General features: G+C 69.4%; 23 protein-coding genes. 9 read left to right on the forward strand and 14 right to left on the reverse strand.

Annotated elements, in window-relative coordinates; all coding sequences use genetic code 11:
- Positions 1 to 58: 58 nt before the first annotated feature.
- Positions 59 to 1,156, reverse strand: coding sequence for an NlpC/P60 family protein (locus ACFY1E_RS43765; RefSeq protein WP_389087069.1), 1,098 nt, complete (start codon positions 1,154 to 1,156; stop codon positions 59 to 61).
- Between the two features lie 191 nt (positions 1,157 to 1,347).
- The gene (locus ACFY1E_RS43770; protein WP_389087071.1) at positions 1,348 to 2,160 is read right to left on the reverse strand and encodes a class I SAM-dependent methyltransferase; all 813 of its coding nucleotides are present in this window, start codon (positions 2,158 to 2,160) and stop codon (positions 1,348 to 1,350) included.
- A gap of 293 nt (positions 2,161 to 2,453) precedes the next feature.
- On the opposite strand from ACFY1E_RS43770, the gene mshA reads away from it, so the two are divergent.
- From mshA to ACFY1E_RS43785, 3 genes are all read left to right on the forward strand, one after another.
- On the forward strand, positions 2,454 to 3,791 hold the full coding sequence (mshA, locus tag ACFY1E_RS43775; RefSeq protein ID WP_389087074.1) for a D-inositol-3-phosphate glycosyltransferase: 1,338 nt from the start codon (positions 2,454 to 2,456) through the stop codon (positions 3,789 to 3,791).
- Positions 3,784 to 4,284 (forward strand): YbjN domain-containing protein, encoded by a 501-nt coding sequence (locus ACFY1E_RS43780; protein WP_389087076.1) that lies wholly within the window; start codon positions 3,784 to 3,786, stop codon positions 4,282 to 4,284. The genes mshA and ACFY1E_RS43780 overlap by 8 nt, the downstream gene beginning before the upstream one ends.
- 109 nt (positions 4,285 to 4,393) lie before the next feature.
- Positions 4,394 to 6,058, forward strand: coding sequence for a glycosyl hydrolase family 28-related protein (locus tag ACFY1E_RS43785; protein ID WP_389087079.1), 1,665 nt, complete (start codon positions 4,394 to 4,396; stop codon positions 6,056 to 6,058).
- On the opposite strand, the gene ACFY1E_RS43790 is transcribed toward ACFY1E_RS43785, so the two are convergent.
- Positions 5,967 to 6,707: a class I SAM-dependent methyltransferase gene (locus tag ACFY1E_RS43790; protein ID WP_389087081.1), complete on the reverse strand. Its 741-nt coding sequence runs from the start codon at positions 6,705 to 6,707 to the stop codon at positions 5,967 to 5,969. The two genes, ACFY1E_RS43785 and ACFY1E_RS43790, sit on opposite strands and share 92 nt — an antisense overlap.
- Before the next feature lie 42 nt (positions 6,708 to 6,749).
- Entirely contained in the window at positions 6,750 to 7,553 is an 804-nt protein-coding gene (locus ACFY1E_RS43795; protein ID WP_389087084.1) for an AraC family transcriptional regulator, read from the reverse strand.
- A gap of 49 nt (positions 7,554 to 7,602) precedes the next feature.
- On the opposite strand from ACFY1E_RS43795, the gene ACFY1E_RS43800 reads away from it, so the two are divergent.
- The 3 genes from ACFY1E_RS43800 (at position 7,603) to ACFY1E_RS43810 (ending at position 8,964) form a co-directional block, all read left to right on the forward strand.
- Complete coding sequence (locus ACFY1E_RS43800; RefSeq protein WP_389087086.1) at positions 7,603 to 8,028, forward strand: DUF2000 family protein; 426 nt, start codon at positions 7,603 to 7,605, stop codon at positions 8,026 to 8,028.
- Positions 8,029 to 8,349: 321 nt separating this feature from the next.
- Positions 8,350 to 8,574: a hypothetical protein gene (locus ACFY1E_RS43805; protein WP_389087089.1), complete on the forward strand. Its 225-nt coding sequence runs from the start codon at positions 8,350 to 8,352 to the stop codon at positions 8,572 to 8,574.
- A gap of 225 nt (positions 8,575 to 8,799) precedes the next feature.
- On the forward strand, positions 8,800 to 8,964 hold the full coding sequence (locus ACFY1E_RS43810; RefSeq protein WP_389087091.1) for a hypothetical protein: 165 nt from the start codon (positions 8,800 to 8,802) through the stop codon (positions 8,962 to 8,964).
- Positions 8,965 to 9,075: 111 nt separating this feature from the next.
- Here the strand turns inward: ACFY1E_RS43810 and ACFY1E_RS43815 are convergent, their stop codons facing one another.
- Positions 9,076 to 10,332 (reverse strand): MDR family MFS transporter, encoded by a 1,257-nt coding sequence (locus ACFY1E_RS43815; protein ID WP_389087094.1) that lies wholly within the window; start codon positions 10,330 to 10,332, stop codon positions 9,076 to 9,078.
- A gap of 152 nt (positions 10,333 to 10,484) precedes the next feature.
- Here ACFY1E_RS43815 and ACFY1E_RS43820 point away from each other — a divergent pair, with 152 nt between their 5' ends.
- Positions 10,485 to 11,246 (forward strand): phosphoglyceromutase, encoded by a 762-nt coding sequence (locus ACFY1E_RS43820; RefSeq protein WP_389087096.1) that lies wholly within the window; start codon positions 10,485 to 10,487, stop codon positions 11,244 to 11,246.
- Positions 11,247 to 11,324: 78 nt separating this feature from the next.
- Here ACFY1E_RS43820 and ACFY1E_RS43825 read toward each other — a convergent pair whose 3' ends face one another.
- The 8 genes from ACFY1E_RS43825 to ACFY1E_RS43860 form a co-directional block, all read right to left on the reverse strand.
- On the reverse strand, positions 11,325 to 12,560 hold the full coding sequence (locus ACFY1E_RS43825) for a tyrosine-type recombinase/integrase (protein ID WP_389087098.1): 1,236 nt from the start codon (positions 12,558 to 12,560) through the stop codon (positions 11,325 to 11,327).
- Positions 12,561 to 12,562: 2 nt separating this feature from the next.
- Entirely contained in the window at positions 12,563 to 12,772 is a 210-nt protein-coding gene (locus ACFY1E_RS43830) for a hypothetical protein (RefSeq protein ID WP_389087100.1), read from the reverse strand.
- Positions 12,773 to 13,241: 469 nt separating this feature from the next.
- A complete protein-coding gene (locus ACFY1E_RS43835) occupies positions 13,242 to 13,487 on the reverse strand; it encodes a helix-turn-helix domain-containing protein (RefSeq protein WP_389087103.1) in 246 nt (81 codons plus the stop codon).
- Positions 13,484 to 15,097: a phage/plasmid primase, P4 family gene (locus tag ACFY1E_RS43840; protein WP_389087105.1), complete on the reverse strand. Its 1,614-nt coding sequence runs from the start codon at positions 15,095 to 15,097 to the stop codon at positions 13,484 to 13,486. Before ACFY1E_RS43840 ends, ACFY1E_RS43835 begins: the two co-directional genes overlap by 4 nt.
- On the reverse strand, positions 15,094 to 15,603 hold the full coding sequence (locus ACFY1E_RS43845; protein ID WP_389087108.1) for an HNH endonuclease: 510 nt from the start codon (positions 15,601 to 15,603) through the stop codon (positions 15,094 to 15,096). Before ACFY1E_RS43845 ends, ACFY1E_RS43840 begins: the two co-directional genes overlap by 4 nt.
- 2 nt (positions 15,604 to 15,605) lie before the next feature.
- Positions 15,606 to 16,385: a hypothetical protein gene (locus ACFY1E_RS43850; protein WP_389087110.1), complete on the reverse strand. Its 780-nt coding sequence runs from the start codon at positions 16,383 to 16,385 to the stop codon at positions 15,606 to 15,608.
- Positions 16,382 to 17,041, reverse strand: coding sequence for a hypothetical protein (locus tag ACFY1E_RS43855; protein ID WP_389087112.1), 660 nt, complete (start codon positions 17,039 to 17,041; stop codon positions 16,382 to 16,384). The genes ACFY1E_RS43850 and ACFY1E_RS43855 overlap by 4 nt, the downstream gene beginning before the upstream one ends.
- The gene (locus tag ACFY1E_RS43860) at positions 17,038 to 17,436 is read right to left on the reverse strand and encodes a hypothetical protein (protein ID WP_389087114.1); all 399 of its coding nucleotides are present in this window, start codon (positions 17,434 to 17,436) and stop codon (positions 17,038 to 17,040) included. Before ACFY1E_RS43860 ends, ACFY1E_RS43855 begins: the two co-directional genes overlap by 4 nt.
- Positions 17,437 to 17,845: 409 nt before the next feature.
- Here ACFY1E_RS43860 and ACFY1E_RS43865 point away from each other — a divergent pair, with 409 nt between their 5' ends.
- Positions 17,846 to 18,925 (forward strand): XRE family transcriptional regulator, encoded by a 1,080-nt coding sequence (locus tag ACFY1E_RS43865; RefSeq protein WP_389087116.1) that lies wholly within the window; start codon positions 17,846 to 17,848, stop codon positions 18,923 to 18,925.
- On the opposite strand, the gene ACFY1E_RS43870 is transcribed toward ACFY1E_RS43865, so the two are convergent.
- Positions 18,909 to 19,715 carry an NUDIX domain-containing protein gene (locus ACFY1E_RS43870; RefSeq protein WP_389087117.1) on the reverse strand — a complete coding sequence of 269 codons (807 nt, stop codon included), beginning with the start codon at positions 19,713 to 19,715 and terminating at the stop codon, positions 18,909 to 18,911. The genes ACFY1E_RS43865 and ACFY1E_RS43870 overlap by 17 nt on opposite strands.
- A 1,313-nt stretch (positions 19,716 to 21,028) precedes the next feature.
- Between ACFY1E_RS43870 and ACFY1E_RS43875 the strand changes: the two genes are divergently transcribed.
- Positions 21,029 to 21,262: a YozE family protein gene (locus tag ACFY1E_RS43875; protein ID WP_389087119.1), complete on the forward strand. Its 234-nt coding sequence runs from the start codon at positions 21,029 to 21,031 to the stop codon at positions 21,260 to 21,262.
- The last annotated feature ends 903 nt before the right edge of the window (positions 21,263 to 22,165 follow it).

Raw genomic sequence — 22,165 nt, forward strand, 5'->3', positions numbered from 1 at the left:
TGTTCGGCGTGCAGTGGGTCACGTGACGGGGTTCACGAGGCCGCCCGGCCCACCCTCCCTAGGCGTCCGGGCGCACCACGCCGAGGATCGGCATGGACCCCGCCCCGGTGATCGTCACCGTCCGCCCGGGCCGCGGGGCGTGCACGATGGCGCCGTCGCCGATGTACATCCCGACATGGCTGGCGTCGTCGAAGTAGATGATGAGGTCGCCGGGCCGCATGTCCTTGATGTCGACGTGCTGCAGCTGCTTCCACTGCTCCTGCGAGGTGCGCGGAATGGCGTGCCCCGCAGCCGCCCAGGCCTGTGAGGTCAGCCCCGAGCAGTCGTAGGTCTCCGGGCCCTCGGCGCCCCATTCGTACGGCTTCCCGATCTGCGCCGTGGCGTAGGCGACCGCCTTCTTGCCCAGCTCGGACGCCTTGCCGCTGATCTCGTGGAGGATCCCGGAGTCCAGCCACGCGGTCTGCGCCTGGAGGGCGGCCGCCTGTTCCAGCTCGGCGAGGCGCTCCTTCTCCTTCTTCTCCAGCCGGCTCTCGAGCTTCTCGGCGGCCGCGATCTGCTGCTTGATCTTCTTCCGGGCGGCGTCCTTCGCCTTGCGGCCCGCCTCCAGCTTGTTCCACTGGTCGGCGGCGTCCGCGGCGTACTGCTTCAAGTCCTGCTGGGTGCGGGTCATTTCCACGATCAGGCCCTTGGTCGCGCGCTCGCCCTCCTGCACCCGGCCCGCGCCGTCGAGGAACTGCTGCGGGCTGTCGCTGAGCAGCAGCTGGGCCTCGTCGGGCAGTCCGCCGGTGCGGTACTGGGCGGCGGCCGCGGCGCCGGCCCGCTTCTTCAACTCGTCCAGCTTCTGCTGCCCCTTGACGATCTTCTGCGCCAGGTCGACGATCGCGGCGGACTGCCGCTCGGCCTTCTCCTCGGCCGCGTTGTACGCATCCGTGGCGACGGCCGCGTCGTGGTAGAGCTGGTCGAGCTTCTCGCGGATCGCCTCAAGGTCCTTGCTCGGCGCGGGAGTCACGGAGGCGGACGCGTCCGGGGCGGGAGAGGTGCTGGGGGAGGGCGTCCGGCCGGCATTCGCGAACGCCGTCCCCGGCGCTGCCAGCACGGTGACCGCGCAGACGACGGTCACGGCCATCGCGATGAGGCCGCGCTTGCCCGTACCCATACAGCTACCCCCAAACCTGATTTACCGTCAGTAACTTACGGTGCCTGGGGGATCGTGCCACGCCGACGCGCAAAGCGACAGGGCTGCACGCAAGTCGGATTTCCCCCTCCCCGGTGCCGTACACGATCTTCCCGCCTTTGTGACGAACGACTCACGGAGATCGTTCCCCGCAGGTCAGGGGTGAAGGACGGTCAGCTGCGGGGCGCCAGTGCCTCCCAGGTCACCGTCACTTCGCCCTGCCGCCACCGCTCGGCTCGGTCCGTCACCGGCCAGTCGGCCGTCAGATCCCGCACCGCACGGATCCAGCGCTGCCGGGCGCCGTAGGAGGCGTAGGGCGCGGCGGCGGACCAGGCGCGGTCGAAGTCGCGCAGGAAGGCGTGCACGGGTTCGCCGGGGACGTTGCGGTGGATGAGCGCCTTGGGGAGGCGTTCGGCGAGGTCCGAGGGCCGGTCCAGGGAGCCGAGCCTGGTCGCGAAGGTGACCGTCCGCGGCCCCTCGGGGCCGAGCGCGACCCATACGTGCCGGCGCCCGATCTCGTCACAGGTCCCCTCGACCAGCAGCCCGCCGCGGGAGTGCGCGCTCGCCGGGGCCAGCCGGGCGCACAGCCGCTGCCACACCGCGGCGACCTCGGACTCGTCGTACTGGCGCAGCACGTTGGCCGCGCGGACGAGATGCGGCCGCTGGGGGAGGGGGATCTCGAAGCCGCCGTGCCGGAAGGCGAGCCCGTCGCGCTCGTACGGCTTGGCCGCCGTCACCCGGGCCGGTTCGATCTCGACACCGACCACACGGGTGCGGGGCGCCGCCGTGCGCAGCCGGGTGAGGAGTTCGACGGCCGTCCAGGGGGCGGCGCCGTAGCCGAGGTCGACGGCGACGGGATCGGCGGCGCGGCGCAGCTCGGCGCCGTGCGTGGCCGCGATCCAGCGGTCCATGCGGCGCAGCCGGTTGGGGTTGGTCGTCCCGCGCGTCACGGTTCCCACGGGACGCTGCGCTGTGCTGGGCGGCATGGGTACGAGGGTATGCGGCCAGGGTTTGATGCCCGGCGCTGGAGTGGACGCCCCGGGGGCTCCGCCCCCAGACCCCCGCTTTCGGCCTGAACGGCCTCGTCCTCGAACTCCCCCACTCTCGGCTTCGCTCGAGTGGGGGGACCCACGACGGGATGGATTTGGTTGAGCGCCCACGGTAATGACTGGGCAAAATCCCCTTCCCTCGGGATGGGAACCCCACCTCGCGCTGTTGCCTCCCTTGGAGGGCGCCCCACACCCTCCCCCAGGCATGCCCGCACAAGGAGGAACGCCACGTGAGCCAGTACGTCAGCAGGCTCGGGCGACGCTCCCAGGCAACGCCCCCGCGGCTGAGGCTGCACCGCCGCCCGCGCCGCGTCGCCATGCTCTCCGTGCACACCTCACCGCTCCACCAGCCGGGCACGGGTGACGCCGGCGGCATGAACGTCTACATCGTGGAGCTCGCGCAGCGCCTCGCCGCGATCAACATCGAGGTCGAGATCTTCACGCGCGCGACCACGGCCGCCCTCCCTCCGAGCGTCGAGCTGGCTCCCGGTGTCCTCGTCCGCCACGTCGACGCGGGCCCGTACGAGGGACTGGCGAAGGAGGAGCTGCCGGCCCAGCTGTGTGCCTTCACCCACGGGGTGATGCAGGCCTGGGCGGGCCACCGCCCCGGCCACTACGACCTCGTGCACTCCCACTACTGGCTCTCCGGCCATGTCGGCTGGCTCGCCGCCCAGCGCTGGGGCGCCCCCCTGGTGCACGCCATGCACACCATGGCCAAGGTCAAGAACGCCAACCTGGCCGACGGCGACACCCCCGAGCCCGCCGCCCGCGTGATCGGCGAGACCCAGATCGTCGAGGCGGCCGACCGCCTCATCGCGAACACCGCCGAGGAGGCCGACGAGCTCGTACGGCACTACTCGGCCGACCCCGCCAAGGTCGCCGTGGTCCACCCGGGCGTCAACCTGGACCGCTTCCGACCGGCCGACGGCCGCGCCGCCGCCCGTGCCCGCCTCGACCTCCCGCAGGACGCCCTGATCCCCCTCTTCGCGGGCCGCATCCAGCCCCTGAAGGCCCCGGACGTGCTGCTGCGCGCGGTCGCCGTCCTCCTCGACGAGCGCCCGGAGCTGCGCTCCCGCATCGTCGTGCCGATCGTCGGCGGCCCCAGCGGCAGCGGCCTCGCCAAGCCCGAGGGCCTGCAGAAACTCGCCGCCCGCCTGGGCATCGCGGACGTGGTGCGCTTCCGCCCGCCTGTCGGCCAGGACCAGCTCGCGGACTGGTTCAGGGCCGCATCCGTCCTCGTCATGCCGTCCTACAGCGAGTCCTTCGGCCTGGTCGCCATCGAGGCGCAGGCGGCCGGCACACCGGTGCTCGCGGCCTCGGTCGGCGGACTGCCGGTGGCCGTGAGCGACCGGGAGACCGGTTTCCTCGTACGAGGCCACAATCCGGCGGACTACGCGCGCGTGCTGTCCGAGTTCGCCGACGATCCGACGCTCCCGTCCCGCATGGGTGCGGCCGCCGCCCGGCACGCGCAGTCCTTCGGCTGGGACACCGCGGCCGCCGCGACGGCGGACGTCTACACGGCCGCGATGCAGTCGCACCGGCGTCGCGTACGCTCCCACCATGGCTGATGCAGAGAAAGCCGCACAGGTGATCGAAGGCGTCCTGAAGGACGCCGAACTCGAGTGGGAGAGCCCCGCCACCGGCAACTACGTCGTACAGCTCCCCGGCACCCGGAAGCTGAAGACGACCGTCTCCCTCCTGGTCGGCCGCCACTCCCTCTCCCTCAACGCGTTCGTCATCCGCCACCCCGACGAGAACGAGCCCGGCGTCCACCGCTGGCTGCTGGAACGCAATCTCAAGCTGTACGGCGTGAGTTTCGCCGTCGACCAGCTGGGCGACATCTACGTCGCGGGCAAGCTCCCCCTCTCCGCCGTCACCCCCGACGAGATCGACCGACTGCTCGGCCAGGTCCTGGAGGCGGCGGACGGCAGCTTCAACACCCTCCTGGAACTCGGCTTCGCGTCCGCGATCCGCAAGGAGTACGCATGGCGGGTGGCGCGGGGGGAGTCGACGCGCAACCTGGACGCGTTCACGCACCTGACCCAGCGCTCTGCTGAATAACTCCCGCACGCTCCCTTCCCGCCCACGTGCCCTCATGGCATGCTCACGGTCGACGCAGATCTGAACGTCGTTCATATCCATGAAGAGCCGCATGGGAAGGACGTACGGAATGAGCACGGCGCACCAGGGCATGACCAGACGGAGTCTCCTCGTCGGAGCCACCGCCGTGGCCGCCGCCGCGGCGACCGGCACGCCCGCCTCCGCCGCCCCGCCCGGCAGCCAGGTCCCCGGTATCTGGCGGGAGTTCACCCGCACCCCCTTCACCCACCCGCAGATCCCGTACGTCGGCCGCGCCGGCTGCCTGCGCGGGACGGCGCGCCTGCCCCGCCGCCCCGTCGTGGCCGACGTGCGCGACTACGGCGCTGAAGCGGGCGGTTCGACCGACTGCGCCCCCGCGATCAACCGTGCCCTCGCCGCCGCCGGGAGGGCCGGGGGCGGCACGGTCACCATCCCGCCGGGGACCTTCCGCATCGACGGCCTCATCCGCATCGGGTACGACAACGTCGTGCTGCGCGGCGCCGGAAGCGGCCGTACGACGCTGTACGCGACGAAGAGCCTCACCGAGCTGATCGGTGTCTACGGCTCCCGATACGGCGGCACCAAGTCGGCCTGGTCCTGGGCGGGCGGTCTGATCTGGCTGGCCCCACAGGCCCGCTGGGAATCACTGGTCGCCGCCATCAGGGCCCAGGCCTGGCCCTTCGAGGGCTGGACCGGCAACAAGCGGGACGAGTGGGAGCCCCTGACGGCCGTGGAGCCCGCGCGGCAAGGGGACTGGACGGTGACGGTCGCCGACCCGTCACGGCTGCGCCCCGGCCGACTGGTCCTGCTGCGCATCGCCGACGACGCCGGACACACCCTCCTCCAGCACATGTCGGGCGGCGGCGCCGGACCGGCGGCGTACTCCTGGCAGGACAAGACCAAGCTGCTGTCGTACGTCCCCTACGAGTGGCCGGTCCGGGTGGCCCGTGTCCGCGGCCGCAGGGTCACGCTGGAGCGCCCGCTCCCGCTCGACCTGCGCCCCGAATGGAACCCCGAATTCACCACGCACATACGGGAGTTGACAGGAGCAGGCGTCGAAGGACTCACTCTCGACGTCATGGAGACACCCCAGTCGCCGCACCTCCTCGACAAGGGCTACAACGGCGTCGCGCTGCAGTGCGCCTACGACTGCTGGGTGGACGACGTGACCGTACGCAACGTCGACAACGGGTTCGGCCTGGTCGCCGCGTCCTCCTGCACCCTGCGCCGCACCAGGGTCGGCGGCCGCGGCGAACACCACCCCTACTTCTGCCGTGAGGGCTCGCACGACAACCTGATCGAGGACTTCACGATCGAACAGCGCACGGTCCCGGCCCCGGAGGGAACACAGTTGCACGGCATCAACGTCGAGGGCCTGTCCTCCTACAACGTCTGGTCGCGCGGCGACCTGCAGATGGGCACCTTCGACTCACACCGGGGCCTGCCCTTCGCGAACGTCCGCACCGACATCACCCTCGACAACAACGGCCGCCACGGCGGCGACGCGAACGCAGGCCCCCTCTTCGGCGCCCGCTTCACCCACTGGAACATCCGCGTGACGAACGGCAGGGCGGGCCTGGTGAAGATCGACGGACTCGCGCCGTACTCCGCGACCGTCGGCGTCAACGAGGTCACGGAGTTCGACCAGATCGACGTGCCGGACTTCACCGGGGACCTGCATGCTCGGCTGGAGCTGTATCCCACGACGGACCAGGTCCGGCCGCGGAACCTGTACGAGGCGCAACGGGAGCTGTGACCAGGGCACGGTGCAGGGTGTCGTAGCCGATGAAGTCGAACATGCGCTGCCCGGGGCTCAGCGGTCGGGGCTCACCGGCGAAGCGGTGGGCTCCGACGCCGTAGCCGAGGCTGGGGTCGGACACCCAGAGCCGCTCGAAGTCCCGCTCCTCCAGCCAGGCGCAGATCTGGGGCACCAGGTCGGGCTCGAAGTGCCGGGTGCGGGTCCAGACGACCGTGCCGCCGGGTCGGCAGAGTTGCGTGAGGTGGTCGATCGTCCGCTCGACGTCGGCGTCGACCAGGTTGCCCAGCACCCCGCAGACGAGGACCAGGTCGGCGGGCACGAGCGGGGCGTAGTGGTCGGTCAGCGAGGCGTCCCCGGCGAGGACTTCGACGTCCGGCAGCCCCGCGGCGCGCGCCGCAGCCCGTGCCACCGTGACGTTGCGTTCGTCCAGTTCGACCAGCCGGGCCCGGACGTCGGCCCGTCGGGGGTGGTCGTGGAGCACACCGATCAGATCGCGGCCCTGGCCGGCGCAGAGGCTCACTGCGGTGAGCGGGCCGGGCGGGGCCTCGTCGAGGGCGAGCCGGACGCGTTCCTGGACGAGGGCCAGGCGCCGGCCGAGACAGGAGTCGGGTGAGTCGTACGCATCGTGCCACTCATGCCAGTCCATGAGCCGGACGATATGGCCGCGGGCCTCGCAAGGAGGTCCTTGTCACACGTTCTTCGCATAACGCCCCGGGGTCACCCCCACCAACTTCCTGAAGTGCCGGGTGAGATGGGACTGGTCGAAGAATCCGGTGGCGGTCGCGACCTCCCCCGGCGACCGGCCGTCGAGCAGGAGCCGGCGGGCGCGGTCGACGCGGCGGGAGTTCAGGTACTGGTGCGGTGCGATGCCGTAGGCGGTGCTGAACGCCCGTACGAGATGCGCGGGATGGGCGTGCACGAGCCTCGCGGCCTCGTCGAGGGTGAGGCCGTCGACGACCCGCTCGTCGAGGAGTTCGCGCAGGCGGCGGGCGAGGACGGGATCGGGCCGAGGGGTGTCCGCCGCGGCGCTCGGCCGCAGCTGGGAGCGCAGCCGCTCCCCGATGAAGGTCAGCCTGCTCTCGGCCTCCAACTCGTCGCCGGCGTGCGTGAGCGCGGTGTGCAACTGCCCGACGCGCCGCCGCAGCACGGGGTCGCGCAGGTCCGGCTGATCGACGGCGGCCCCGATGAGGTCGTCGCGCAGATGCGTGCCGTCGAGATAGAGGACACGCTTGCGGAAGCCGTGCGGGGTGGCGGGGGAGCCGTTGTGCGGGACGTGCGGCGGCAGGAGGGTGACCGTGTCGTGCGGGGTGCCGTGCTCGTGCCGGTCGAGGTCGTACCGTACGGCGCCGTCGTCCACGATGAGCAGCGTCCACGCCTCGTGCACATGCATCGGATAGGCGTACTCGGTGAAGTGCGCGTGGAAGACCTCCACGACGCCGGGTATCCGGGGGCGCCAGGCGGAGACCTCCTGCCGGGGGCGCTGAGCGGCCATGCAAAGAACGTACAAGACGGGGTCCTGCGACGGTCGGCAGTCTCGGTGCATGAGCACTGAACCGATGCGCTTCGACACCAAGATCGCCGTCCTGCTGCGGGAGGACCTGGAGCCCTGGCAGCGGCTGAACGTGACCGCGTTCCTGGTCAGCGGCCTGGGGACGGCGGTTCCCGAGGTGATCGGCGAGCCGTACGAGGACGCGGACGGCGTCCGGTACCTGCCGATGTTCCGCCAGCCGGTCCTGGTCTTCGAGGGTACGAAGGAGACGCTGACGGCGGCCCACGGGCGGGCGCTGTCCCGGGCCCTGCCGCGCTCGGTCTTCACCTCCGACCTGTTCGCCACGGGCAACGACCGCGACAACCGGGCGGCGGTACGGGCCGTGCGGACGGGTGATCTGGACCTGGTGGGGATGGCGGTCCACGGCCCGAAGAACGCTGTGGACAAGGTGCTGAAAGGCGCGCGGATGCATCCGTGACCGAATCTGCACAGTGAATGCGCAACCGTGCGCAACCTCGGCGCGGATGGGTTCTGTTGATGTGGAGTTGTCCTGTTCGCGGAAGCCGGGGCAACACCTGTCGGCTTCCTGTGCGGCGCTCGTTGTAGAGAACCTGCCCCCAATTCGTGTGCATCCCCACACGCTTCGGTGGCCGACCGTTTCAACTGCCCAGCTCCGGGCGCCTTCGCACTGGATGCCGGGCACGCTCCGTGGTTTGATCCTGCGCACCGAGCCCCGCCTTCTGTCCCCCCGCGGGGCCGCTCCCCCCTCTGGCACATCCATGCGAAGGGCAGTTTCAGCATGAACTCCGCTCCCCAGGTTCAGACCGCCGAGATCTCCGACGCCGACCTCGACGCCGTCTCCGGCGGTCTGGCCCCGCAGGTCTCCCTCACCGCCGGCTCCACGACGCTCAGCAGCGCGGACGCCCTGGCCGAGCTCGACACGCTCAAGGCGACCGCCCTCGGCACCCTCGGCGGCACCCTCGGCGCCCTCCCGCACCAGGTCGGTGTGAACGCCAGCTTCTGACCGCCGGCCGGCGACCTGACAGCGCCGGCACCGGTCGACAGCCACGGCGACAAGCCCTCCACCGGCGGACAACCGCAGGTGGGGGGCTCTGTCATGTCTTCTCCTACGCCCACACGGGTGGCGCCCGGTGCGCCGCATTCGGGTGCTTGTGTGCACGTGGCGCTTCCCGCACGGCGGCTGGGCGGCATACCTCCGGCAAGCACACACCTACCGAAGGAGACGCTCATGCGTGCACGTGCCGTGCTGGCCGCCCTCGCGCTCGCCGGGACAGTCCTGCTGGGAGGCGCGGCCCAGGCCCTCGCCGACGGCCCCGACGACTGGCCGGTCAGCGACGTGGGCAAGGTCAACGGCGACCCCGACTTCGGCAAGCTGGAGGGGACGTTCAACTAGGCTTCTGGCACCGAGTGCCGGGGGCTGCCTGATTCCCCGCCCCGCGCCTTGGTGTTCTCGGTGCGGTGCGGGGGCTCTTTCGACGCCCTCCATGCCCGGGCGCCGGGCACCTCACCCTGCCGCGAGCTCGGCGTCGGCGGCCGCCGGAATTGCCGCCGCCACCTCCGCCGCCGGAAGGCGCCGCATAAGCGCGCCGTACCCGACGGCGGCAGCCGTGCCGACGACGGCGCACAGGCCCCACAACCACTCCGCCCCGAACCGGTCGATCACCACCCCGGACATCAGCGGAGCAACCAGCGCAGCAAGAGACCAGGACAACGTGTACACGCCCTGGTAGCGCCCCCGCCCGTGCACGGGCGACAACCGAACGACCAAACCGGTCTGCGTGGGCGCGTTGACCATCTCGCCCAGCGTCCACACGCACACCGTCAGCGCGAAGAGGCCGACCGACCCGGCGAAGGCGGTGAGCCCGAAGCCGTAGCCGGCCAGCAGGGACGAGACGACGAGCAGCCGCCGGGGATCCCGGCGCTCGATGAACCGGGTGACGGGGATCTGCAGCGCGACGATCAGTACGCCGTTGACGGCGATGGCCATGCCGTAGTCGGCGGGGGTGAACCCGGCCTCTCCCATGGCGACGGGCAGTCCGACGGACCCCTGCTGAAAGACGAGCGCGACCAGGAAGGACAGCCCGACGACACCCATGTACCGCTTGTCGCGGACGATCGCACCAAGACCGACGGCGTCCTCCTTCGCCCCCTTGGAGACGACGGCGACGGGCCGTGACTCGGGCAGCTTCAGGAAGACGACGACCGCGCAGACGGCCGTCATCCCGGCCTCGATCAGGAACCCGGCGAGATAGCTGAACTCGGCGATGAACCCGGCGGCCATGGAGGAGACGGCGAACCCGAGGTTGATGGCCCAGTAGTTGAGGGAGAAGGCCCGCACCCGGTCCTCGGGCCGCACGATGTCGGCCATCATCGCCTGGACGGCGGGCCGGGAGGCGTTGGACGCCATGCCCACCAGGAAGGCGACGGCGGCGATGGCGACGGGACCGTGCACGAACCCGAGGAGGGCGACCGAGGCGGCGGTCGAGGTCTGGGCGATCAGCAGGGTGGGCCGCCGCCCGAGCCGGTCGGCCATGACTCCGCCCCCGAGCGAGGAGACGACCCCGCCGAGCCCGTGCAGGGACGCGACGAGACCGGCGTAGGAGGCGGAGTACCCGCGGTCGATCGTCAGGTACAGAGCCATGAAGGTGGCGACGAACGCCCCGAGCCGGTTGACGAGGGTGCTGGTCCACAGCCACCAGAACTCGCGGGGCAGTCCGGAGACGGTCTCCCGGGCGGCACGTCTCAGACCGGCGACTGACATCGAGAATCCCCCATGGACGTAAGTGGCGCAGGCAGCAGGCACAACTTACGCACGGGCGGAGGGGCCCGGCCACTCAATTAACAGATGCCGTCAACTGTCCGTCTGCTGGGCGGGCCTCCTGTGGCCCGAATGCGTGGATTACGCTCTGGGACATGGCCGACGCACCGTACAAGCTGATCCTCCTCCGCCACGGCGAGAGCGAGTGGAACGCGAAGAACCTGTTCACCGGCTGGGTGGACGTGAACCTCAACGAGAAGGGCGAGAAGGAGGCAGTCCGCGGTGGCGAGCTCCTGAAGGACGCCGACCTTCTCCCCGACGTGGTCCACACGTCCCTCCAGAAGCGCGCGATCCGCACGGCGCAGCTCGCGCTGGAGTCCGCGGACCGCCACTGGATTCCGGTCCACCGCAGCTGGCGCCTGAACGAGCGCCACTACGGCGCCCTCCAGGGCAAGGACAAGGCGCAGACCCTCGCGGAGTTCGGCGAGGAGCAGTTCATGCTGTGGCGCCGCTCGTACGACACCCCGCCGCCCCCGCTCGAGGACGGCACGGAGTTCTCCCAGTCGGACGACCCGCGCTACGCGTCGATCCCGCCGGAGCTGCGCCCCCGCACGGAGTGCCTGAAGGACGTCGTCGTCCGCATGCTCCCCTACTGGTACGACGGCATCGTCCCGGACCTCCTGGCCGGCCGCACGGTCCTCGTCGCCGCCCACGGCAACAGCCTCCGCGCCCTGGTCAAGCACCTGGACGGCATCTCGGACGCGGACATCGCGGGCTTGAACATCCCCACAGGCATCCCGCTCTACTACGAGCTGGACGCCGCCTTCAAGCCGGTCACCCCCGGCGGCAAGTACCTCGACCCGGAGGCGGCCGCGGCGGCGATCGAGGCGGTCAAGAACCAGGGCAAGAAGAAGTAGGGTTTGTGATCATGCCCCTGACCTGCGCGGGAAGCGCGGAGCAGGGGCATTTTCATGCTCTGGAACCTCCCTGGAACCTCAGCCCTTTGGATCTTGAGGCCGGAGAGCCTTGCCGAGAGCCTTCCGGGCCCGGTCTCGGCTGCTCGGCATGAGGTGCGCGTACACCTTCAGAGTCAGGCCCGGGTCGGAGTGCCCGAGGTACTCAGCGAGCGCCTTGATGCTCTCCCCGGCGTCCAGCAGTACGGACGCGTAGAAGTGCCTCAGCGCGTGCATGCCGTGCTCGCGGGCGGCGGCGTGCTCCCGGCTCTTGGCCTTGGGGATGACTCCGGCCTTGGCGAGAGCGGGCTTCCAGTGGTCCTCGTTCAGGGACGTACGCCAGACGTGCCCGCCGTTGGGGCCCGTGAAGATGAGCCGTCGCGTCACTGGTTGACCGTTGCCCCGCATCCACGGGAGCTTGATCTCCACAGGCGGGAACCGCTTGATGTGCTCCTGGAGAGCCTCCGCCACGGGGTCGGGCAGCGGAACGTCTCGGAGCTTGCCACCCTTCGGCGGTGCGAACACCGCCTTGCTCAGGCTCAGCTTGAGTTGCTGCACCACGTGCAGGGTGCCGCTGTCGAAGTCGATGTCATCGACGGACAGCCCGAGGATCTCCCCTTGCCGCAGGCCGCATCCTGCGCCCACGTCGACCATGGGACGGAACCGCTCGACCATGGCGGCGCGTACGGCGAAGACGCGCTCAGGCTCCCAGGGGACGACGCGGCGTGAGCCCATGGCCGGCGGGGTCACTGTGCGCGAGTTGCAGGGGTTCCGGCGTAGGCATCCGTCCTCTACCGCAGCGGAGAGCACGGCGCGCACGTTGGAGAAGATGACGCGGGCGTACGAGCCGGACATGCCGGTCTCTTCGAGCTGGGTCACGAACTCGCGAATGTGGCTCGGCTGAAACGACCCGAGCTGACGCGACCCGATGCGAGGGAAGGCGTGGAGCTTGAGCTGAGACTCCATCGACGCACGCGTGTTGGGGTCGCCACTCTGGCTCGCGAGCCACTTCTCAGCGAACTCCTGGAACGTCGTACGGGACGCGCTCGGGTCGATGAAGTCGCCGCGGGCGACGTCTGCCGTGATGGCGCTCAGCCACTGTTCGGCGAGGCGCTTCTGTCCGTCGGGGAAGGACTTGTTCTTGCGCTTGCCGTCGGGGCCGACGTAGCGGGCCTGGTAGCGCAGGCCAGCGCCGTATCGGTCGGTCTTCACGCGAACCGTCTTGCCGTTCGCGTCGGTGATGGTCTTGAACCAGCGATCGAAGATGTGGCCTGCCATGGTCAGGCGGCTCCCTTCAGGAGGTGGGCGACTTCGGTCTTCACCAGCCAGCGCTCAGCGGCGCGGCGGTCGTGGAAGCACTTGGCGGTGCGCCGGCCGGTGCCGTCGCTGAAGTGAGCGCGGTAGCGCGGACCGTGGCTGTAGCGCGCGGTGCGGACGCGGGAGCCGTCGCGGCGACGTCGGTACCAGCGGTCTTCCAGGTGGATGGACACGGGCTGTGGGCTCCTTGTCGGGTGAGGCCGCAGGGCGCGGCCGGTAGCAGGGCGCAGGAGGGCCAGAGAGCGGCCTTCCGGCCTGTTTCGGGGTGTGCTGGGGGAGGCCCGCTACTCGCTACGGGCCTGATCACTGGGGGTTTGGGGTGCTAGCGGGGTTGCTACCGGTAGCAGGGCCAGGTGCTACCGGTAGCACCGGAGGGAGGGCTCGCAGGGAGGCGTAGACAGGGGGCTGGAGAGGCTTACTGGAGGCCGGTTCCGGTGACGTTCAAGGTTTGCCTCCCTGCCTCCCTACGAGGCTGTCCGCCCTGGTCACGGAGAGGGAGGCGGGACAGGGAGGCCCGGAGGGAGTTCTCCCTGCCTCCCTAACACGACGGGTGGTGCCTCCCTGTCGGCCGACGGCTCGGGGTGCGTAACGAAACCCGGCGCAGCTGACGCGAGTTTCGTTACGCCGTTCCCCGTTGGCGGCTCAGGCCGCGTCGTCGAGCGCGCTCTGTTCGGCGACCCAGCGGGCCACGGCGGCGGGGTCGAATCGGACGTGCTTGCCGACGCGGAAGCCGGGCGGGCCGATGCGCTTGCGGCGCCACTGGTAGACCGTCTCGACGCTCGGCAGGCTGAACATCGTCACCAGGTCCTCGGGGGTGAGGTACCGGTCCGGCAGTCCGCCGCGAAGGGCGGCGGGCGGGTCGGTATTCGGCTGGTTGGCAGTGCTCATGACGCCTCCCTCGCGACGGCAGGGGTGCAGGTGGGGTGAGTGGTCTGGCCCGGTTCGAGCGGCTCGAAGGGGTGCCCGCATCCGGTACACAGGGGCAGATCGTCAGATGGCGGCTGCAATAGCGTGAGTCCCGTCTCAACCCGACTCAGCGTCTGCCCGTGGCCAGTGAGACGGGCTGAGTCGGGGCTCAAGGAACGGCGGCCGTCGGCCGTGAGTGAGATCCCGCTGTAGGTGGGGACCTGTCGGCCGTCCACACCGCGCGGCCGGGTACGGCGCACCTGAGGGACGACGGATTGCAGGTTGCGGCCCATCATCGCCTTGGTGCCGGGGCGGACGCCGTTGTCGTCAGCCCAGTGCCGCCACGCCATCCACAGCTCTTCGGCGGTCACCTCGCACGCCGGTCCCGTCTCGCAGCACTCGCGGACGAATGCCGAGGTGGGAGAGGCAGTGTCCTGCATGGTGGTGACGGCTTCCTGGGACGATGGCGGCACGGTGAAGCGGCCGTTCGCCTCCAGGCGGGCAAGCCCGTCCAGAGCCCAATTGAGGATGCCCGGCATCTCCGCGTTGAGCTTGTCCGTGAGCGCGGTGTCCTCCCTGCCGAGCCACGACACGGTCATGTTCAGCACGACGAACCGACGGGCGATGACCCCGGAGGAGTCGCCGAAGTTCGGCAGTTCGTTGGAAAGGATCATGAGCCGGGTAGGGAGCTTGCCCGTCCACGGATCCTTGAACTTCCGGTCCACGTCGATGGTGTCCTCACCGCTGATGGTCAACAGCCGTTCTACGACCTGGTGACCGTCACGGCCGGTCAGCCGCGCGTCGGCGACGACCGCGAGCGACTTGCCCAGCAACGGGGAGAGCCCGAAGTTGCTGCCGAGACTGGCCAGCGTCGGCCCCGCCATGTTGCCCTCACCGACCAGTCCGGCCAGCACACGAGCGATGGTGCCCTTGCCGGAGCGCGTCGGACCGACGATGAGCAGGATCTTCTGTTGGTCGGTGCGGCCGGACAGCACGTAGCCGAACCACTCTTGCAGTGCCGCGATGGACGCTGGATCGTCCGGCCACACCTGCCGGAGGAACGCCTCCCAGGTGGGCGCGGTCGCGTCCGGGTCGTAGTCGAACGGCACCGACACCAGGTTGAAGAACCCCGGGGTCAGCTCTGTCAGGGTCCGGTCGGCGACTCGAAGCAGCCCGTTCGTGCACGCCACGATGGGACTCCCCACGCCATCGGCCAGCGGGGCGGTCGGGCGGTGTAGCGCGTCAGTGGGCGTATCGATCCACGCCGGAGCGTCGATGGTCGGCGCCAGGTGGGTCACGGCGGCAATGGCCTGCATCAGGTCGGCGACCTTGCGGATGGTCGGGGCCCACGGACGCTGTTCCAGTTCGCCCTTGGGAGTGACGTGGTCGTACACCTCGTGTTCGAGCTGCTTGTAGAGGCTGGCGCGGATCTCCTGAGAGTCCAGCTCACGCCAGTGCGAGTAGTCCCAGCACATCCATGTACCGCGCCAGTGCCTCAGCGTGAGAATGCCTTGGTGCTCCCACTGGGGGGCCAGGTGGCGGGCGACGGCCATCGGGTTGGTGGGCGCAGGAATGGGGATGTCGTGGTTCATACGGCCTCTCCGATCGGCCACCCGCACACCCGTACAGGTCGGGTCGCACGCAAGCAGTCGGGCCGCGCGATCGAGCGCGATACAGGGGTGTGACGCTGGTCGTCACGCTGGTCAGGGGTCGACTCTTTGCCGATCGGGTCGGCTGACTCGGCAGCCGACCACATGGCCGTGAACGCCGACTGGTTGGCGTACGCGAGTCGGGCCAACAACGGCCAGAGGTCGGGGCCGACGGTCGGCCGACTCGGGTCGACCGACCGCAGCAGAACCAGCGCGAGCGAGAGCGGGAACCGGTCGGCCTTGGCGTTGTTGCAGTCGAGGCACGCCAGAGCAAGGGCCGTGACCGTCCACGTACGCCACAGCGAGTGCGGCACGATGTGGTCCATCGTGGCCTCCCGCAGGTCGGCGAACGGGCGGCGGCAGTAGGAACAGCGCTGCCCGTGGCGCCGGGCAAGCTGTTCCTTGCGCACGCGGCGCCGTGCGGAGTTGAGCACCTGCTTGTGGGACACGCTCACCACTCCGCCCGCATCGGTCGCGCCCACTTGCCGTCAGGTCCGGGCGGCGGGGTCAGGCCGACCAGGTAGCCGCCGGCGTCTGGCCGCACGATGAGCGGGGCGGGCTGTTCCCGGTTCCACTGGACCAGGTCGAAGGCGAAGCGGCGGCGGTGGTAGTCGGGCAGCGCCTGCTTGTACAGCCACTCCTGACCTCGGTCGCGGTCGACTCCGCCCAACTCGCCGGACATCACCTTGCCGAGTCGGACCAGGGTCTCGGTCGGCACGGCCGTCACGCCCTCATGGATGGCGCGGGCCAGCAGCAGCTTGCGGCCCGGGAGATCTCGGAAGTCGGCCATTCGGTAGCGGGTCAGGCTGGATAGGTAGATGGCCACGCCGACTTCCCCGGCCGTCATCGGCCGCGAACGGGCCCCCTCGTACCAGAACGACAGGGCGAGCCGGTAGGCGAACTTGCGGCACTGCGCCACCTCGGGGAACTCATCTGCGGGCAGTCCCGCGAAGGTGGGCGTGATGTCCGCGATCCCGGCCGGACCGAGCGTGTTCACGGCGGCCGTGAGCGCCGCGTGCAGGGCGTCGGTGCTGGGCACCGGAAGCGCGAGGTCTTCCGCGGCCGTCTCGAACAGCGCGGCAGCGGCCTCTGCCGGGGTCAGCTCAAGTCCGCTCACGGGGACGGTGGGGAAGTCGTCGCCTTCCCGGCGCCGGTCCATCTCCGCCAGGGAGACGACCGGGGCCGGGACGGGCTTCACCTGCGCGTACAGAGCGTCCAGAGCGGTGCTCACGCGACCACCCCGAAGACCCGCGCGACCGCACGGCGCAGCTTGACGAGGTATCCGGCGGGGAGTTCCGGGCCCGTCGTGGGGTCGGCGAACATCTCGCGGACCCGTTGCGCCCACGTGGCCGCCTCGCCTGCCCCGCCGTAGGCCAAGGCGAAGCGCACGGTCTCGGTCACCGCGTCGTCGTCGTCCAGCTCTGCGAGCGTGAGCACGCCCGTTCCGCCAAAGATGACCAGGCCCATCAGCTCATCGGCGGTGGGGTGGACCGAGATGCGGATCTCTACCCGGGTCTGCCAGTCCTGCGGTTCGGGGCCGCCGAACAGGTCGACCTGCGTGCGCAGGCGCAGCGGGTTGATCGGCTCTGCCGGGACGCCGGTCACCTCGGGGAAGAGACCGAGCACGGAGGCGCCGAACAGGTTTGCGATGAGCGGCTTGTAGAAGGCGCCCGGCATGGTCTTGCCGGACTCCCAGCGCTTCCACTGCCGGATCATGGTGTCGTCGTCGGGCAGCGACTCGGCCGACACCTTGCGCAGCTCACGGACCGCGTCCGCCTGGGACCAGTCACGGACCTGACGCGCAGCGAGGATCTGCTGAGCCCACACGGGCCGCTCCGCCCCTGTCGGTGCGGCCTGGGTGTAGGGCGGGTTCAAAGTGACGGTCATGCCGCACCGTCCTTCGAGGTCACGCCGAAGGTGCGGGTTACGGCCGTGCCGAGACGGTGCAGGAACTCGGGCGAGGGGCCGTCGGCGGAGCCGTTGCCGTAGTACGCCCGCCACGCCGACAGCGCCTGAATCTTGATCGCGCTCGCGCCGTAGCGCATGAGACCGAACTGCACCGACTGCCGCAGGTAGTCGTCATCGTCCATCTCGTCGTACGCAACGCACACGCCGGAGGTGTACGAGAGCAGACCGAGGATGTCCCAGAAAGACAGGTGCATGCTCACGGGGACCTCGACGCGAACTGGCTGGTCCGGGTCGTAGTCGCCGTACATGGTCACCTGCGAACGAAGCCGGTTGATCGACGCGGGAGGCGCGATCGTCTCGGTTCCAGGCATCATGGAGTTGCCCCTTCGAGGGTCGGGGAGCGGCTGACTGCTTGGCGGTAGGTGGCCGCTCCTTGCTGTGTCGGGCCATGACGGCGTATGCGCGTCATGGCCCGCTTTCGCGTTCCAATCTGGTGCGCACCAGTAGTTTCCATCTGGTGCGCACCAGATGCAAGAGGGTGTGCGCTGAATCTGGGAGATTCGCGGTTGCTGCATGCTTCGAGGGAACGCCCGCGGAAGGGTGTACCGGTAGCCAACAGGCCCTAATAACCGGGGTGTTAAGAGTGGTGTTAACCCCTTCCGACCTGCGGGATTTGGTGCATCCTGGTGTGAGGTCCGAACACCCTGGCGACTGGGGGCGGTATGCGTGAGTGAACGGCTGAAGGGCGCTCGAAATGCTCGCGGCTGGTCTCAGGAACGTCTCGTGCGGGAGATCGAGCGATACGCCCGGCAGCACGCCCTTGACGTTCCGACGACCGCGAGCCTCCGCGTCTATGTCTCCGAATGGGAGAACGGCAGGCGCAAGATCTCGGCGAGGTTCGCCGCGATTCTCCGGCCTCTCCTTGGCCTGACCGATGGTGAGTTGCTCGGGGAGGCGCAGGCGGCCGGGCCGCCGCTGGTGGGCGGCTACGACGAACTGATCAGCCGAATCGATTCGGCTGGGAGCGTCGGCCTGAGCATGGTGAAGGCCTTCACTGATCAGACCGAGCTGTTCCGCACGATGGACAGGCAGATGGGGGCCGCCGCTCTCGTTGACCAAATGACGGGCCACCTCGCGCGCCTTGAAGACGCGCTCACGTTTGCGGTCCTCCCTGACACCCGCCGGCCGGTTGCTCAGGCGCTGGCTGCCGCCGCGACGCTCGCGGCCTGGCAGGCCCTGGACGCAGGGGCTGTCGAACGGGCTTGGCGGAACTACGAGTTAGGCAAGCGGGCGGCTCAAGAAGCCGGAGAGCCCATGTACCTCGCGCACGCCATGGCGGAACAGGCTTACGTGCTCAGCGAGGCGGGGCGGCCGGAACTGGCCGTGGCGCTCGTACGCGACGCTCGTAGGGCAGCAGATGGCCGCATGTCACCCCGCCTTCAGGCGTGGCTGTACGCGGCCGAAGCGGAGCTGTGCGCCAAGGCTGGGCCCGAACTGGCCGACGACTGCCGCCGCGCGCTGGATTTGGCTGCGTCCGTGCTCCCGCCCGGTGATGAGGCCAGGGACCCAGACATGTTGAGCATCTTCCTGAACGGCTCACACCTGGCACGCTGGCGTGGCAACGCCCTTGCGATGCTCGGGGACGATGACGCGGTGGGCAGCCTCTACCAGGCACTCGATTCGCTCGACTCCACGTTCGTGCGTGCCGAATCCGGGCTGAGGTGTGACCTTGCCCAAGCGCACTTGGCGCGCGGCGAGTACGACCAGGCGCAAGAGCACCTGCGGACCGCGCGCCTGTTAGCGAGCCGCACCGGATCGGCGCGGCATCGCCGACGCATAGACCAGCTCACCCAGAGGCTGTAGGCGTGCTCTTCTGCCTGCTCGCGAGCACGTGCAGGAGGGCAACGAGGGTGCCGGAGCCCATGAGTTGACCACGCGCCATCAGGTCGGGGACGTCCGCGAGCGGTACCCACTCGACGCGGCCCGCTTCCTCCGCATCGCTCGGCTCGCCCACCTGGTCGGCACCGCGCGCTACGAAGATCTCATGCGGTGAGTCCACCATGCCGACCATGGGCTGATACGTGACGACGTGCTCAAGGTCGCGGGGGCGCCAGCCCGTCTCTTCCTCGACTTCCCGCGCGGCACACGTACGGGCATCCTCGCCCGCGTCCACGATCCCGCCCGGGAGCTCCCAGCCCCACTGATCTGGCACGAAGCGGTAGCGCCAGAGCATGAGCACGCGGTCCTGGTCGTCCAGCACGGCCGTGATGGCGACGTGCTGTAGCCGCACCACATGGTGCTCAAAGCGCTTCACGCCCGGCGGCTCGACGTCGACCAGGTCAAGCCGGACCCAAGGGTTGTCGTACACGGGCCGCTCGCCGTAGATCTGCCACGGTTCCAACTCTCCTGAGGAGGCACCCGTCCGCCGCTGAGCCGGAGAGGGCGCCGGCACTCGGTACGAACTCCGGCCGTGGACCTCCAAGACCCCTTCGGCTACGAGCCGCGCGAGAGCCTGCCGCAGGGCGGTGCGGCCGATGTCGAGTTCCGTCGTCAGCGTGCGCTCGGACGGCAGCTTGTCACCGGGCGAGAGCTTCCCCCCTCCGACCCACTCACGGATCGTGCGCTCTACCCGAGCCGTCTTGGTCTCTGCCATTCCCGCAGCACGCTCCCCATTCGGTGGCTGGTGCACACCAGCGTAGCCACTGGGAATCACCCCCGGCAGGTGACGCCGTAAGAGTCCCCTCGACTACGGGGCGTCGCGATTGGCCAGCCGCTTCTAGCGACGGCTGCACCCTCGACCGCCTCGGTTCGCCGCTTGACCAAGGTGCAGCCAACGTCGAGGCGGACGACTGTCCAGCGGATGTCGAACCAAGCCCCTGTAACGAAGAGATAACGAGGGGTTCGAGTTTTTCGACTTTACCTCGCCTTTGCATTAAGGAGTGTTGAGCTGACTCCGTACAAACACGCCTGAGGGCCCATCACCCGCCTGGTCAGCATCAGATGAGCCCTCTCGCGTGGACTCCAGCACGTTCGAGCACGTGGAGCCGCAAGTGCAGAGTACGTCCCTTCCTTTCGGGAGTCAGCCGAACACCCATCCCAGTCCGTGTCCCCGATGCGAACTGTGGGCACGGCGGAGGCGCATGTGCGGCAAAGTGGCGCGCACCGTCCTCCTGACCGCCAGCCTGTCATTGGCAGTAATAGCATTGATCTTGGTGGTCCTCGGTCAAGGTTCGACCGCTGGCCCGTGCGCGGTCGTTGCGGGAGTTCTCGCCGCCATTTGGGCCGCCCTCTGGAAGGACTGGAGGGACAACCAGAGGCGCTGACGCGGAGCGACGCGTCGTTCCGCCCATCCGGCATCGCATTCCTCGATGGCCACGGCGTTGGCACATGCCCGATCGGGTTCGCGTGTCGGCCACCGTCAGGGCCGCAGGTCTCGGTCCGAGGGACGGCTGCAACATCAAGGTGTTTCAGCCTGTCCGTAGGAGAGGTCAGGTGCTCATCGCTGATGGCCGGAGTGTAGTGAGTCCCGTCTCACCGCGACTCACGGTCCGCGAGTAGGCACTGAGACGCGATGAGACGGGACTCGGCGCATTGCGGATGCCATCGGGGAGCGATGGCGGGGCGGCTTTTCAGGGGGCAGGTGCGCGGGGCGCACGGCCGTCCCCCTGCTGAAGAGCCTCGGGACGCCTTCCAGGTCAGTAGGGAGCCGGCGGTCCGCGCCCGCGTCTGCCGCCTGTCCCTGGAAGGCATCGGGAGGCATTTGGAGCGCCACGCCGATGCGGGCAGAAGAGACCACCCCACCCCGCCGGGGGAAGGTGGCCTCTTCTTATGAGCGGCGCCGCAGTTCGAGCATGGCGCCCAGCCTCGATGGTGGCCGACGCGCGAGCGGAGCGAGCGCCAAGGGATGCGCGGCGTAGGCCGCTCCTCATTGAGTTTGTTCCGACGCGGCGGCGGAAGGATGCCGACATGCCCAAGCCGAAGAGCTTCACAGCGTGGTTGAAGACCCATGCCGACCAGCACAACGCCATCGGGGATCTCGCCCGGGACGTCTCCGCTGATCCAGACTGGCCCTCACGCGAGGGACGGCAGGGCCAGCTTGACTACCTTGAAGAGTGCGGCGCCATTGATCGTGCCATCGAGACGCTCGAACGCGCCTGGACGAAGTACGAGGCATACCGGGCAGCCGAGAGCGATGCCTGAGCGGTCGGAGGGAGCCTCGGGCGATAGCAGCGCGGGCGGCCCTCTCGGGAGCGCGTATCGGGCCGTTTCTGGGGTCTGCGACGATCGGCCGCTATCTGCTAACGCCCTGGTCACCTGCGGGTTTGGTCGCTATCAGGGTCGCTATCGTTAGCAACCCCTGCCGCTATCGATAGCGGCCCAAATGTAAGGGGTGCCTGCTAGCGGAGCCGCTAACGTTAGCGGGCCTAACGACTCACGGAGACTCGGACGACCGCCCCGCACAAGCAAGAGGACCACGGCGGGCGCGGGTGCTCCTCTTGCTTGTGGGGGAGGCCAGCCGATAGGGGGCCGCAGCCGGTCACCGCGAGCCGCGCCAGGCGCAGAACTCGGGGGTTCCGCAGGTAGCCCCCCTATCGTCTAGCGTCCTGGTCAGAGGCGGTGTAGGCCGCTAGCGAGACCTCTAGCGGTAGAGGGTCCGGCCTCTAGCGCTAGAGGCCATGAGGGGCCCCGAGTCGGAACCTGTCTGGAACCTCCGAGGTCAACCAGCAACGACAGACAACGACCGCCAACGACCGCCCGAACGCAGGTCAGTTGAGGTGAGCACCCCTCTGATCAGCCCCAAAAACCGGGCGGTCGAAACCCAGGGCAAGAAGAAGTAGGTTGGTGATCAAGCCCCCTGCCTGCGGTTGCGCACCGTGGGCAGGGGGCTTGTTGCTGTTACCGAATGCGGACAGATCCGGCTGAACGGCGCCTGGCGGGGCGTCATCTCATGGGGTGCAGCGAAACAGCAGACCATGGGGGAGCTTCATCATGACCACGCACCGTACGCACCGTACGCACCGTACGCACCGTACGCACCGTACGCACCGTACGCACCGTACGCACCGTACGCACCGTACGCACCGTACGCACCGTACGCACGTA

Origin of the sequence: Streptomyces sp. NPDC001604 (assembly GCF_042893475.1) — a bacterium.
Lineage (GTDB): Bacteria > Actinomycetota > Actinomycetes > Streptomycetales > Streptomycetaceae > Streptomyces.